This is a genomic window from Mycolicibacterium sphagni, from assembly GCF_002250655.1.
GTDB lineage: Bacteria > Actinomycetota > Actinomycetes > Mycobacteriales > Mycobacteriaceae > Mycobacterium > Mycobacterium sphagni.
Genome location: NZ_NOZR01000036.1, coordinates 1 through 13,550, shown reverse-complemented (window position 1 = coordinate 13,550; position 13,550 = coordinate 1). Strand labels below are relative to the sequence as shown.

General features: G+C 65.8%; 15 protein-coding genes. 14 read left to right on the top strand and 1 reads right to left on the bottom strand.

What is annotated here, in order from left to right; translation table 11 throughout:
* From prmC to CG716_RS27385, 13 genes are all read left to right on the top strand, one after another.
* A complete protein-coding gene (prmC, locus tag CG716_RS27445) occupies window positions 1-849 on the top strand; it encodes a peptide chain release factor N(5)-glutamine methyltransferase (RefSeq protein ID WP_094484301.1) in 849 nt (282 codons plus the stop codon).
* Window positions 846-1,499, top strand: a complete 654-nt coding sequence (locus CG716_RS27440; RefSeq protein ID WP_094484317.1) for an L-threonylcarbamoyladenylate synthase — start codon at window positions 846-848, stop codon at window positions 1,497-1,499. The genes prmC and CG716_RS27440 overlap by 4 nt, the downstream gene beginning before the upstream one ends.
* A gap of 33 nt (window positions 1,500-1,532) precedes the next feature.
* Entirely contained in the window at window positions 1,533-2,774 is a 1,242-nt protein-coding gene (locus tag CG716_RS27435; protein ID WP_234818068.1) for a glycosyltransferase family 4 protein, read from the top strand.
* A 249-nt stretch (window positions 2,775-3,023) separates the two neighbouring features.
* On the top strand, window positions 3,024-3,509 hold the full coding sequence (locus CG716_RS27430; protein ID WP_094484300.1) for a hypothetical protein: 486 nt from the start codon (window positions 3,024-3,026) through the stop codon (window positions 3,507-3,509).
* A 7-nt stretch (window positions 3,510-3,516) separates the two neighbouring features.
* Window positions 3,517-4,272 carry a F0F1 ATP synthase subunit A gene (atpB, locus tag CG716_RS27425; protein ID WP_094484299.1) on the top strand — a complete coding sequence of 252 codons (756 nt, stop codon included), beginning with the start codon at window positions 3,517-3,519 and terminating at the stop codon, window positions 4,270-4,272.
* Window positions 4,273-4,342: 70 nt separating this feature from the next.
* Window positions 4,343-4,594: a F0F1 ATP synthase subunit C gene (locus CG716_RS27420; protein WP_005148260.1), complete on the top strand. Its 252-nt coding sequence runs from the start codon at window positions 4,343-4,345 to the stop codon at window positions 4,592-4,594.
* A gap of 5 nt (window positions 4,595-4,599) precedes the next feature.
* Window positions 4,600-5,112 carry a F0F1 ATP synthase subunit B gene (locus tag CG716_RS27415; protein ID WP_094484298.1) on the top strand — a complete coding sequence of 171 codons (513 nt, stop codon included), beginning with the start codon at window positions 4,600-4,602 and terminating at the stop codon, window positions 5,110-5,112.
* 3 nt (window positions 5,113-5,115) lie between these two features.
* Window positions 5,116-6,447 (top strand): F0F1 ATP synthase subunit B/delta, encoded by a 1,332-nt coding sequence (locus tag CG716_RS27410; RefSeq protein ID WP_094484297.1) that lies wholly within the window; start codon window positions 5,116-5,118, stop codon window positions 6,445-6,447.
* Window positions 6,448-6,505: 58 nt separating this feature from the next.
* On the top strand, window positions 6,506-8,155 hold the full coding sequence (gene atpA, locus CG716_RS27405; RefSeq protein ID WP_094484296.1) for a F0F1 ATP synthase subunit alpha: 1,650 nt from the start codon (window positions 6,506-6,508) through the stop codon (window positions 8,153-8,155).
* A 7-nt stretch (window positions 8,156-8,162) separates the two neighbouring features.
* On the top strand, window positions 8,163-9,086 hold the full coding sequence (locus CG716_RS27400; RefSeq protein WP_094484295.1) for a F0F1 ATP synthase subunit gamma: 924 nt from the start codon (window positions 8,163-8,165) through the stop codon (window positions 9,084-9,086).
* 49 nt (window positions 9,087-9,135) lie between these two features.
* Window positions 9,136-10,563: a F0F1 ATP synthase subunit beta gene (gene atpD / locus CG716_RS27395; RefSeq protein WP_094484294.1), complete on the top strand. Its 1,428-nt coding sequence runs from the start codon at window positions 9,136-9,138 to the stop codon at window positions 10,561-10,563.
* Between the two features lie 68 nt (window positions 10,564-10,631).
* A complete protein-coding gene (locus CG716_RS27390; RefSeq protein ID WP_094484293.1) occupies window positions 10,632-10,997 on the top strand; it encodes a F0F1 ATP synthase subunit epsilon in 366 nt (121 codons plus the stop codon).
* Between the two features lie 17 nt (window positions 10,998-11,014).
* Window positions 11,015-11,458 (top strand): DUF2550 domain-containing protein, encoded by a 444-nt coding sequence (locus CG716_RS27385; protein ID WP_094484292.1) that lies wholly within the window; start codon window positions 11,015-11,017, stop codon window positions 11,456-11,458.
* 1 nt (window position 11,459) lies between these two features.
* On the opposite strand, the gene CG716_RS27380 is transcribed toward CG716_RS27385, so the two are convergent.
* On the bottom strand, window positions 11,460-12,053 hold the full coding sequence (locus tag CG716_RS27380; protein WP_094484291.1) for a cob(I)yrinic acid a,c-diamide adenosyltransferase: 594 nt from the start codon (window positions 12,051-12,053) through the stop codon (window positions 11,460-11,462).
* Between the two features lie 61 nt (window positions 12,054-12,114).
* Between CG716_RS27380 and murA the strand changes: the two genes are divergently transcribed.
* The gene (murA, locus tag CG716_RS27375) at window positions 12,115-13,365 is read left to right on the top strand and encodes a UDP-N-acetylglucosamine 1-carboxyvinyltransferase (RefSeq protein WP_094484290.1); all 1,251 of its coding nucleotides are present in this window, start codon (window positions 12,115-12,117) and stop codon (window positions 13,363-13,365) included.
* Window positions 13,366-13,550: the final 185 nt, after the last annotated feature.

The following is a 13,550-nucleotide window of genomic DNA, read 5'->3' as shown; positions in this document are numbered from 1 at the left end:
ATGACGAAACTGCGGCAGGCCATCGAGGTGGCCACCGTCGCCCTCGCCGAAGCCGGCATCGACTCCGCGAGCACCGACGCCGAACTGCTGGCCGCGCACCTGGCCGGTGTCAACCGTGGCCGTCTGGCCGTAATCGACGAACCCGATGCCGACTTCTTCCGCCGCTACGACGAGCTGATCGGTGCCCGGTCGCGGCGTATTCCGCTGCAACACCTCACCGGTTCGGCGGCATTCGGCCCGCTGGAGCTCCGGGTCGGGCCCGGGGTGTTCATTCCGCGCCCGGAGACCGAGGCCCTGCTGGAATGGGCGCTGGCCCAACGCCTGCCCGAGCGCCCTGTGATCGTGGACCTGTGCACCGGATCCGGCGCACTGGCCATCGCCCTGGCCGCGCACTGGCCGCGCGCGCGGGTGATCGCGGTCGACGACGATGCCACCGCGCTGGACTATGCGCGCAGCAACGCCGAAGCGACGACAGTCGAACTGGTACAGGCCGACGTCACCGTCCCCGGGCTGCTGGCCGAGCTGACCGGTAGCGTCGACCTCGTGGTATCGAACCCGCCGTATATCCCTGCCGGGGCAGACTTGGAACCCGAAGTGGCCGACCATGACCCGGCGCACGCCCTGTTCGGTGGCGCCGACGGTATGGCTGTCATCACGCCGATCGCCCGGCTGGCGGGTGGCTGGCTCACACCCGGCGGCCTGTTCGCGGTTGAACACGACGACACCACGTCGCGCAAGACTGTCGAAACCATCGAAAACACAAAGCTTTTTACTGACATCACCCCACGTCGCGATCTGGCGGGCCGCCCGCGGTTCGTGACGGCATGCCGGACGAAGGAGGCAGCGTGACCCAGGTGTTCGACTGCACCGACGCCAGCCAGCGTGCCGAGGCCATCACCTCGGCCGCCGCCGCGATCAAGAGCGGCCGGCTGGTCGTGATGCCCACCGACACTGTCTACGGCATCGGTGCCGACGCCTTCGACAGCGAGGCCGTCGCGGCGCTGCTGGCCGCCAAGGGTCGCGGCCGCGACATGCCGGTCGGTGTGCTGGTCGGCTCCTGGCACACAATCGAAGGCCTGGTCTACTCGGTGCCGCACAGCGCCCGTGAACTGATCCGCGCGTTCTGGCCGGGCGCGCTGAGCCTTGTTGTGCAACAAGCGCCGTCGCTGCAATGGGACCTCGGAGACGCGCGCGGGACCGTGATGCTGCGGATGCCGCTGCACCCGGTGGCGATCGAACTGCTGCGTGAGGTCGGGCCGATGGCGGTGTCCAGTGCCAACCTGTCCGGTCGCCCCGCGGCCACGACGTCCGTGGAGGCGCAGCGCCAGCTCGCCGATCTGGTCCAGGTGTATCTGGATGCCGGGCCGTCTCAGGCGCAGGCCGCCTCGACGATTGTCGACCTGACCGGATCCACCCCGCGACTGCTGCGTGAAGGGCCGATCAGCGCCGCGGCGATCGCCGAAGTCCTCGGCACCGATGTCGCATCCCTGACCGCCTGATCGACCACAGATTGGTGCAGTACGGTTTTTGCGATGGTCAGCACATCCGAATTCCTCGCACTCGCTGATCCCCGAGTCGCTTCGCTCCTGCCCTCTGGAACCACAACGCTCGCGCTGGCTGACCGCGGCGCCGGTGTTCCGTTGCGAGAGTTGGCCCTTGTCGGTCTGACCGCCGCGATCATCACCTACTTCGCCACCGGATGGGTTCGCGTGTTGGCCACCCGGGTGGGTGCGGTGGCCTACCCCCGCGAACGGGATGTGCACATCAAGCCGACCCCGCGGATGGGTGGGCTGGCGATGTACCTCGGGGTCGTCGTCGCTGTGTTCCTGGCGTCCCAGCTGCCGGCGCTGACCCGTGGCTTCATCTACTCATCGGGCATGCCCGCCGTGGTGGTCGCAGGCGGGCTGATCATGGGGATCGGACTGATCGACGATCGCTGGGGCCTGGATGCGCTGACAAAGTTCGCCGGTCAGATCACCGCGGCGAGCGTGCTGGTCACCATGGGCGTTGCGTGGAGCGTGCTGTACATCCCGATCGGCGGCGTCGGCACCATCGTGTTGGACCAGGTGTCCTCGATCTTGCTGACCCTGGCGCTGACGGTGTCGATAGTCAACGCGATGAATTTCGTCGACGGCCTCGACGGGCTGGCCGCAGGACTTGGGCTGATCACCGCGCTGGCCATCTGCATTTTCTCGGTCGGCCTGCTGCGCGATCACGGAGGCGACGTGCTGTTCTATCCGCCGGCGGTGATCTCGGTGGTGTTGGCGGGTGCCTGTCTGGGGTTTCTGCCGCACAACTTCTATCGCGCCAAGATCTTCATGGGTGACTCCGGCTCGATGCTCGTGGGCCTGATGCTCGCGGCTGCCTCGACCACCGCGGCGGGCCCGATCTCACAGAGTGCGTACGGGGCACGCGATGTCTTCGCGCTGCTCTCGCCGTTCCTGCTGGTGGTCGCGGTGATGTTGGTGCCGGCGCTGGACACGCTGCTGGCGATCGTGCGGCGCACCCGCGCCGGCCGGAGTCCGCTGAGCCCGGACAAGATGCACCTGCATCACCGCCTGCTGCAGATCGGGCATTCCCATCGCCGCGCCGTATTGCTGATCTACCTGTGGGTGGGCATCATCGCGTTCGGCGCGGCGGCCACCATCTTCTTCGATCCGCGCTACACCGGAGCGGTCATGCTGGCCGCGATCGTCGTCGCGGTAGTGGTCACTTTGATCCCGCTGTTGCGTCGTCGCGACGACGATTACGAGGGACTTTACGACAGTAAGTAGTAGACGTGTTTTCTGCCGTCTACCATGTGGTACGGTGCTGGCAGAACCCAGCCGAGACACAGATTGAAACCTCGCGGGTTGCCGGCCCGGCCCATCGGAGTCACGACCGATCGGCGCCGATTTACGACCGACAAAGGGAGCTGCCCCTTGGGTGATTCCAGCGCGCCTGTCGCCCTCCGATACGCTCGGCGGACCAGCACGCAGAAATCGCTCGACCGGCTCTCGAGAACGCAAGATTGAGGTGAACCTGTGACGACGCCAGCGCAAGATGCGCCGTTGGTGTTTCCGTCCGTTGCCTTCCGGCCCGTTCGGCTGCTTGCCATCTGTGCCGCGCTGACAGCGTTGGCGGTGATTGCGGCTGCGACAGCCGGCCCGTACCTCATGTTTGGCGTGTTCTTCGGTATCGGCTTGGCGCTCGGTTTGCTCAATGCGGTGCTGGTGCAGCGGTCGGTGGAGTCGATCACCGCCGGTGACCATCCGCTCAAGCGCAAGATGGCGCTCAACTCCGCCACCCGCCTGCTGGTGATCACGGCGATCGGGCTGACCATCGCGATACTCTTCCGCCCGCTCGGCCTGGGCGTGCTTTTCGGCTTGGCGCTGTTCCAAGTTCTGCTGGTTTTGAGCACGGCGTTACCGGTATGGAAGAAGATTCGTACCGGCGACGAAGACGACGCGGCTGGCATCACGACACCTCCCGGGGCTGCTGGCTCCGCAGACGAAGCACCGAAGGATTGAACATTCGATGAGTGAACGAATCCTCGCCGAGGCCGCCATCGAGGTCGGCCACCACGAGACCGCCAAATGGCTGGGGCTCACGGTCAATGTCGACACCATCATGGCGACGGCGATCGCCGCGGTGATCGTCATTGCGCTGGCGTTCGTGTTGCGGGCCAAGGTCACCTCGACCGGCGTGCCCAGCGGTGTCCAGTTGCTCTGGGAGACCCTCACCACCCAGATGCGCGGACAGATCGAATCGGCGATCGGCATGAAGATCGCCCCGTTCGTGCTGCCGCTGGCGGTGGCTTTGTTCATCTTCATCCTGATCGCCAACTGGATCTCGGTGCTGCCGGTGCAGTACGGCACTGCCGACGGCGGTACCCACGAGCTGCTGAAGCCGCCTGCCGCCGACATCAACTTCGTGCTGGCGCTGGCCCTGTTCGTGTTCCTCTGCTACCACGCGGCCGGCATCTGGCGGCGCGGCATCCTCGGCCACCCGGTGAAGGTGCTGAAAGGCCACGTGGCATTCCTCGCCCCGATCAACCTGGTCGAGGAGATCGCCAAGCCGATCTCGCTGTCGCTCCGACTTTTCGGCAACATCTTTGCCGGTGGCATCATGGTCGCGCTGATCGCGCTGTTCCCGCCGTACATCATGTGGGCGCCCAACGCGATCTGGAAGACATTCGACTTGTTCGTCGGCCTGATCCAGGCGTTCATCTTCTCGCTGTTGACGATTCTCTACTTCAGCCAGTCCATGGAACTGGATGAGGAGCACCACTAAAAGACGTGTTCGACCCCCGAACCACCCACAGCCTGGTAGGAGTCCTACCAGCAATCAAGGAGGATAAGGAATGGCAGACCCCACCATCGTCGCTGGCGCCCTGATCGGCGGCGGCCTCATCCTGGGCGGCGGTGCCATCGGCGCCGGCATCGGTGACGGCATCGCCGGTAACGCCCTGATTTCCGGCATCGCCCGGCAGCCTGAAGCCCAGGGCCGGCTGTTCACTCCGTTCTTCATCACCGTTGGTCTGGTGGAGGCGGCGTACTTCATCAACCTGGCGTTCATGGCCCTGTTCGTGTTCGCCACGCCTGGCGCCTCCTAGTACGCATGGGGGAGCACAGCGTCACCCTGTTGGCGGCCGAGGAAGGTGGCACTCAGAACTTCCTCGTCCCCAACGGCACTTTCTTCTTCGTACTGGCCATCTTCTTGATCGTGCTGGGCGTGATCGGCAAGTTTGTCGTGCCGCCGATCCAGAAGGTGCTTGGTGAGCGCGAGAAGATGGTCGCCAAGACCACCGAGGACAACCGCAAGGCCAACGAGTTCGAGGCCGCTGCCGACTCCGATTATCGCAAGGAGATGGCCGCGGCCCGCGGTGAGGCTTCCGGTATCCGCGACGAGGCCCGGGCGGAGGGTCGCAAGATCCTCGACGAGCACAAGGGTCGCGCCAGCGAGGAAGCAGCCGCGACGCTGCAGCAGGCGGCCAACGAGCTGAAGCTGCAGGGTGATGCCATCGCGGCCGATCTGAGGTCGTCGGTTGACGCGCTGTCTGCGACGCTGGCCAGTCGTGTTCTTGGTGTCGAGGTCTCCAGCGAGTCGGCGACTACGGCGCCGGGACGGTAGGACATGTCAACCTTCATCGGACAGCTCATCGGCTTCGTGGTGATCGTGGCGATCATCTGGCGGTACGTAGTGCCGCCGGTCAAGCGCATGATGACCAGCCAGCAAGACGCGATCCGCACGCAGATCGCCGACAGCGCCAAGGCCACCAAGCGCCTGGCCGACGCCGACAAGCACCACGCAGCGCGGGTCGACGAAGCCAAGGCCGAGGCCAAGCACATCGTCGGAGAGGCCCGTATCGATGCCGAGCGCATCGTCGAGCAGCTCCGCGCGCAGGCCGACGTCGAGGTGGAGCGGATCAAAGTTCAAGGTGCGCAACAGGTTCAGTTGCTGCGCGCCCAGCTGATCCGCCAGCTGCGCCAGGACCTCGGCAGCGAGTCGGTGCAGCGCGCCGGCGAGTTGGTGCGTGCACACGTCGCCGACGCGCAGGCGCAGTCGGCCACCGTCGACCGGTTCCTCGACGAACTGGAATCGATGGCGCCGGCGGCCTTCTCTCCCGAGACGGGGTCGGTTCTGCGCTCGGCCAGCCGTGAGGCGCAGGCCGCGGTGGTGGAGAAGTTCGACGCGGTGTCATCGGGGTTGTCCGGCGACGCCCTGTCCACCCTGTCCGATGACCTTGCGTCGGTGGCCGGGCTGTTGATCGGCGAACCGATCCTGGCCCGCCATCTGGCCGAGTCGTCTGGTGAGACAGAGGCCAAGAAGCGACTCGTGCACCGGCTGCTGAGCGACAAGGTCGGAGCCAGCGCTTTGGAGGTGCTCGAGACCGCGGTTTCGGTGCGCTGGTCGCACACCGAAGACTTGGTCGACGTCATCGAGCACGTCGCCCGGCTGGCCCTGCTGGTTCGCGCCGAGCTGGACAATCAGGCCGACGAAGTCGAGGAGCAGCTCTTCCGCTTCACCCGCATCCTCGACGAGCAGCCCCGGCTGAGCACCTTGCTGGGCGACTACACCACACCCGCCGACGGCCGGGTCGCGTTGCTGCGCAAGCTCATCAGCGACGGCAGCGGCGCGAACGCGACCGCGTCCGCCCTGCTGTTGCAGACGGTCGGCCTGCTCCGCGGCGAGCGCGCCGACGAGGCGGTGCTGGCACTGGCCCAGCTTGCGGTCGCCCGCCGCGGTGAGATCGTCGCCCATGTGGATGCGGCCGCCGAACTCAGCACTGCGCAGCGCACCCGCCTGACCGAGGTGCTGACCCGGATTTACCACCACCCCGTTTCGGTGCAGCTGAACATCGATCCCACAGTGCTGGGCGGCCTTTCGGTCGCTGTCGGCGACGAGGTGATCGACGGGACGTTGTCCTCACGGCTGGACGCAGCCGTGACTCAACTACCCGACTAACCGGCCGAAACGCCTAACGAACCCCAAGACCCAAACAAAGGCAGGAAGACGAAAAGCCATGGCAGAGTTGACAATCTCGGCTGACGACATCCAGGGCGCCGTCCAGGAGTACGTCTCGAGCTTCGAGGCGGATTCCGGGCGCGAGGAAATCGGCACCGTCCTCGACGCCGGCGACGGCATCGCCCACGTCGAGGGTCTGCCCTCGGTGATGACCCAGGAACTGCTGGAGTTCCCCGGTGGCGTGCTCGGCGTCGCGCTCAACCTCGACGAGCACAGCGTGGGCGCGGTCATCTTGGGCGAGTTCGAGAAGATCGAAGAGGGCCAGCAGGTCAAGCGCACCAACGAGGTGCTCTCGGTGCCGGTCGGCGACGCCTTCCTGGGCCGTGTCGTCAACCCGCTGGGCCGGCCGATCGACGGTCAGGGCGACATCGAGGCCGAGACCCGCCGCGTCCTCGAACTGCAGGCACCGTCGGTGGTGCAGCGCCAAGCTGTCAGTGAGCCACTGCAGACGGGTATCAAGGCCATCGACGCGATGACCCCGATCGGTCGCGGCCAGCGCCAGCTGATCATCGGCGACCGCAAGACGGGCAAGACCGCCGTCTGCGTCGACACCATCCTCAACCAGCGGGAAGCCTGGGAGACCGGTGATCCCAACCAGCAGGTCCGTTGTGTCTATGTCGCGATCGGCCAGAAGGGCACCACGATCGCCTCGGTGAAGCGGGCGCTCGAAGAGGGTGGCGCGATGGAGTACACCACCATCGTCGCCGCCCCGGCTTCCGACGCCGCCGGCTTCAAATGGCTTGCGCCCTATACCGGTTCGGCCATCGGCCAGCACTGGATGTACAACGGCAAGCATGTCCTGATCGTGTTCGACGATCTGTCCAAGCAGGCCGACGCCTACCGCGCGATCTCGCTGTTGCTGCGCCGCCCGCCGGGTCGCGAGGCCTTCCCCGGCGACGTGTTCTACCTGCACTCCCGTCTGCTGGAGCGTTGCGGCAAGCTTTCCGAAGAGCTCGGTGGTGGTTCGATGACCGGGCTGCCGATCATCGAGACCAAGGCCAACGACATCTCGGCGTTCATCCCGACCAACGTCATCTCGATCACCGACGGCCAGTGCTTCCTGGAGTCCGACCTGTTCAACCAGGGTGTGCGCCCGGCCGTGAACGTCGGTGTGTCGGTGTCGCGCGTCGGCGGCGCCGCACAGATCAAGGCAATGAAAGAGGTGGCGGGTTCGCTGCGTCTGGACCTGTCGCAGTACCGCGAGTTGGAGGCCTTCGCAGCCTTCGCCTCGGACCTGGACGCCGCATCGAAGGCCCAGCTGGACCGCGGTGTGCGGCTGGTCGAGCTGCTCAAGCAGGCCCAGTACAGCCCGATGGCGGTCGAGGATCAGGTCGTCGCGATCTTCCTCGGTACCCAGGGTCACCTGGATTCGGTTCCCGCCGAGGATGTTTCGCGCTTCGAGTCGGAGTTCCTGGAGCACGTGAAGGCCAGCCACGGCGACATCCTCACCGGCATCAAGGAGTCCAAGAAGCTCTCCGAGGAGGCCGAGGAGAACCTGGTTTCGGTCATCAACGACTTCAAGAAGGGCTTTGCCGCCACTGACGGCAGCTCGGTGGTCGTCGGCGACGAGGAGACCGAGGCACTGGACCCCGAGGACCTGGAGAAGGAATCCGTCAAGGTCCGTAAGCCGGCTCCGAAGAAGAGCTAGGTAACCAATGGCAGCCACACTTCGCGAGCTACGCGGACGTATCAAATCCGCTTCGTCGATCAAGAAGATCACGAAGGCCCAGGAGCTGATCGCCACGTCGCGGATCGCCAAGGCGCAGGCCCGGGTCAACGCGGCCCGGCCCTATGCCGCCGAGATCACCAGCATGCTCACCGAACTCGCCGGCGCCAGCGCGCTGGATCACCCGCTGCTGGTCGCGCGGGAGAACCCCAGGCGAGCCGGTGTGCTGGTGGTGTCGTCGGATCGCGGTCTGTGCGGCGGCTACAACGCAAACGTGCTGCGCAGGGCCGAGGAGCTGTTCTCGTTGCTGCGGGACGAGGGCAAGGATCCGGTGCTCTACGTGGTCGGGCGGAAGGCGTTGGGTTACTACAGCTTCCGCCAGCGCGACGTCACCGAGTCGTGGACCGGCTTCTCCGAGCGGCCCACCTACGACCACGCGAAGGCCATCGCCGACAGCTTGGTGACGGCGTTCATGTCCGGTGTCGACGACGAGGGCGATGACGCCGGTGCTGACGGCATCCTGGGCGTCGACGAATTGCACATCGTGTCGACGGAGTTCAAGTCGATGCTCTCGCAGACAGCTGCCGCGCTGCGGATCGCACCGATGGTCGTCGAGTACGTCGGCGAAGCGGAAGCCGGCCCGCACACGCTGTTCTCGTTCGAGCCCAATGCCGAAGAGCTGTTCGATTCACTGCTGCCGCGCTACATCGCGACTCGCGTGTATGCGGCGCTGCTGGAGGCGGCGGCCTCGGAGTCGGCGTCTCGTCGTCGTGCCATGAAGTCGGCGACCGACAACGCCGACGATCTGATCAAGGCGCTCACGTTGGCGGCGAACCGCGAACGTCAGGCGCAGATCACCCAGGAAATCAGCGAAATCGTCGGTGGCGCCAACGCGCTGGCCGACGCGCGCTAGCCCAATCAATTACATAGGCCCCATCGAGAGCTAGAGAAGCGAAGAGGAAATGACTGCTACCGCAGAGAAGACCGCCGGCCGGGTCGTCCGCATCACGGGACCCGTGGTGGACGTCGAGTTCCCGCGTGGCTCGGTCCCCGAACTGTTCAACGCGCTGCACGCCGACATCGCCTACGGTCCGCTTGCCAAGACCCTGACCCTGGAGGTTGCCCAGCACCTGGGTGACAGCCTGGTCCGCTGCATCTCCATGCAGCCCACCGACGGCCTGGTCCGCGGTGTCGAGGTCAGCGACACCGGCGCCTCGATCTCGGTACCGGTCGGCGACGGCGTGAAGGGCCACGTCTTCAATGCCCTTGGTGACTGCCTCGACGAGCCGGGCTACGGCAAGGACTTCGAGCACTGGTCGATCCACCGCAAGCCGCCGGCCTTCGCCGATCTCGAGCCCCGTACGGAAATGCTCGAGACGGGTCTGAAGGTCGTCGACCTGCTGACCCCCTACGTGCGTGGCGGCAAGATCGCCCTGTTCGGCGGTGCCGGCGTGGGCAAGACGGTCCTCATCCAGGAGATGATCAACCGCATCGCCCGCAACTTCGGTGGTACGTCGGTGTTCGCAGGCGTGGGTGAGCGCACCCGCGAGGGCAACGACCTGTGGGTCGAGCTCGCGGACGCCAACGTGCTCAAGGACACCGCGCTGGTGTTCGGCCAGATGGACGAACCGCCGGGCACGCGTATGCGGGTGGCGCTCTCGGCGCTGACCATGGCGGAATTCTTCCGCGACGAGCAGGGCCAGGACGTGCTGCTGTTCATCGACAACATCTTCCGGTTCACTCAGGCCGGCTCCGAGGTGTCGACCCTGCTGGGTCGTATGCCCTCGGCCGTGGGTTACCAGCCGACGCTGGCCGACGAAATGGGTGAGCTGCAGGAGCGCATCACCTCGACCCGTGGTCGCTCGATCACCTCGATGCAGGCCGTGTACGTGCCCGCCGACGACTACACCGACCCGGCGCCGGCCACGACGTTCGCGCACCTCGATGCCACCACCGAGCTCTCGCGTGCGGTGTTCTCCAAGGGCATCTTCCCGGCGGTGGATCCGCTGGCGTCGAGCTCGACGATCCTGCACCCGAGCGTGGTTGGCGACGAGCACTACCGCGTCGCACAGGAAGTCATCCGGATCCTGCAGCGCTACAAGGACCTTCAAGACATCATCGCGATCCTCGGTATCGACGAGCTCTCCGAAGAGGACAAGGTTCTGGTGTACCGCGCTCGTAAGATCGAGCGCTTCCTGAGCCAGAACATGATGGCGGCCGAGCAGTTCACCGGCCAGCCGGGGTCGACCGTGCCGCTCAAGGAGACCGTCGAGGCCTTCGACAAGCTGGCCAAGGGCGAATTCGACCACCTGCCCGAGCAGGCTTTCTTCCTGATCGGCGGCCTGGACGACCTGGCGAAGAAAGCCGAAAGCCTCGGCGCCAAGCTGTAGACATCATGGTCGTCGTGCGATGAGCGCGTGCGGGAAGAGCATTCAACTAAAGCGAAAGGTGGTGTGAGATGGCCGAATTGGACGTCGATATCGTCGCCGTCGAGCGCAAGATCTGGTCGGGCAAGGCGACTTTCGTCTTCACTCGCACCACGTCGGGCGAGATCGGCATTCTGCCGCGTCACATCCCGCTCGTCGCACAGCTGGTGGACGACGCGATGGTGCGCGTTGAGCGCGAGGGTGAGGACGACCTTCGCATCGCCGTCGATGGCGGATACCTGTCGGTGACGGAGGAGAGCGTGACGATCCTCGCGGAGTCTGCCGAGTTCGAGTCCGAGATCGACGCGGAGTCGGCCAAGTCTGACGCGGCTTCCGACGATCCACAGACCGCCGCTCGCGGTAGGGCGCGTCTGCGCGCCCTAGGCCAGCTCGACTAGCCGCGGGCCAGCGACTGATGAGCGCGCCAATGATCTTCATGGCCGCGCTCGTCGGTGTGCTGTTGCTCGTCGTCGTTGCCCTGACGTACCGGCTGTGGAAGCTGCGCCAGGGCGGTACCGCCGCGATCCTGCGTGACATCCCCGCGGTCGGTGGCCATGGCTGGCGGCACGGGGTGATCCGTTACCGCGGTGACGAAGCCAGGTATTACCGGCTTTCGAGCCTACGGTGGTGGCCGGATCGCCGCCTGAGCCGGCGTGGGCTGGAGATCATTTCCCGACGGAGTCCTCGCGGGGATGAATTCGACATCATGAGCGACGCGATCGTCGTGCTCGAGTTGCACGACACCACGATCGACCGGTGGCGTGGCTACGAGATCGCGCTGGACCGCGGGGCGCTGACGGCGTTCCTGTCCTGGGTCGAGTCCAGTCCGTCGCCTCGGGCGCGCCGTCGCACGGCGTGAGCTATTTCTTTTCGGGCCGGTCGGCTTTCGCCCCGCCGGGCTGCCACAGCACATCACCCTCCGGATTGGCCACCCGGGACAGGATGAACAACAGGTCCGACAGCCGGTTGAGGTAGCGGGCCGGCAGCGCGCTGACGGTATCGGGGTAGGCCTTCACCGCGACCCACGCCGAGCGCTCGGCGCGCCGTGTCACGGTTCGCGCAACGTGCAGCAGGGCAGACAGGGCAGTGCCGCCGGGCAGGATGAACGAGTTCAGGGCCGGCAGGCCGTCGTTGTAGTGGTCGCACCATGCCTCGAGCCGTTCGACGTAGGGCGCGGTGATCCGCAGCGGCGGATATTCCGGGTTCTCGGCGACCGGGGTGGAGAGGTCCGCACCGGCGTCGAACAGGTCGTTTTGGATCTGCAGTAGGACTTTGCGCAGGTCGTCGCTGGGATCGCCGAGGGCCACGGCCACACCGATGGCGGCGTTGGCTTCGTCGCAGTCGGCATAGGCGATCAGGCGGGGGTCGTTCTTCTCGACCCGTGAGAAATCACTCAGTCCCGAGGTGCCGTCATCGCCGGTACGGGTATATATGCGGGTCAGATGCACGGCCATGGAAGAACGGTACCGGCCGAGTGTGCGGGTACCGGGCGCTGGCTCCACTAAACTAACGGCCGTGGGCGAGCGTTTCGTGGTGACCGGCGGCAATCGCTTGTCAGGCGAAGTCGCTGTGGGCGGCGCCAAGAACAGCGTGTTGAAGCTGATGGCTGCCAGCCTTCTGGCCGAGGGCACCACGACGATCACGAACTGCCCCGACATTCTCGATGTGCCGCTGATGGCCGAGGTCCTGCGCGGTCTCGGCGCCAACGTCGAGCTCGATGGCCCGACTGTGCGGATCACGTCGCCCGAGGAGCCCAAATACGAGGCCGACTTCGCGGCAGTGCGTCAGTTCCGTGCTTCGGTCTGCGTGCTGGGCCCTCTGGTCGGGCGCTGTAAACGCGCCCGGGTGGCGCTACCTGGCGGCGATGCGATCGGTTCGCGTCCGCTGGACATGCATCAGGCCGGCCTGCGGCAGCTCGGCGCGGACTGCAATATCGAGCATGGCTGTGTGGTCGCCACTGCCGAGAAACTGCGCGGTGCCGAGATCCAGCTGGAGTTCCCGTCGGTGGGAGCGACCGAGAACATCCTGATGGCGGCCGTCCTGGCCGAGGGCGTCACCACGATCCACAACTCGGCGCGGGAGCCTGACGTCGTCGACCTCTGCGAGATGCTCAACCAGATGGGTGCCCAGATCGAGGGTGCCGGCACGTCGACGCTGACGATCACCGGCGTTCCGCGGCTGCATCCGACCGAGCACCGGGTGATCGGGGACCGGATCGTTGCGGCGACGTGGGGGATTGCGGCCGCGATGACCCGCGGCGATATCTCGGTCACCGGCGTTGACCCGTCTCACCTGCAACTGGTACTGCACAAGCTGCACGACGCCGGTGCCACCGTCACCCAGCACGACAACGGGTTTCGGGTAGTTCAGTACGAGCGGCCGAAGGCCGGCAATGTGGCGACGCTGCCGTTCCCGGGTTTTCCGACCGATTTGCAGCCGATGGCGATCGCGCTGGCGTCCATCGCCGACGGGACGTCGATGATCACCGAGAACGTGTTCGAGGCGAGATTTCGATTCGTCGAGGAGATGATCCGACTCGGGGCCGACGCCAGGACTGACGGTCACCACGCCGTGGTGCGCGGGCTGCCGCAGCTGTCCAGTGCGCCGGTGTGGTGCTCGGATATCCGGGCCGGTGCCGGGTTGGTGCTGGCAGGGCTGGTTGCCGACGGCGAGACCGAAGTGCACGACGTCTTCCACATCGACCGGGGCTACCCGCTTTTCGTGGAGAATCTGGTGCGACTTGGAGCTGAGATAGAACGCGTGTAATGTAGGCGGTCGGCCAACCGCGCCGGACCCGGAGACGGGAAGGCAGCGGGAGTTGACGCCGCCAAGAAAGACTAGTAAGCTGGCAGGGTTGCCTGCTGGCGGGTGTCAGCCGGGTGTGTTGTTTGAGAACTCAATAGTGTGTTTGGTGGTTTTTAAGTTTGTTGTTGTTTTTTGCTGCATTCTGA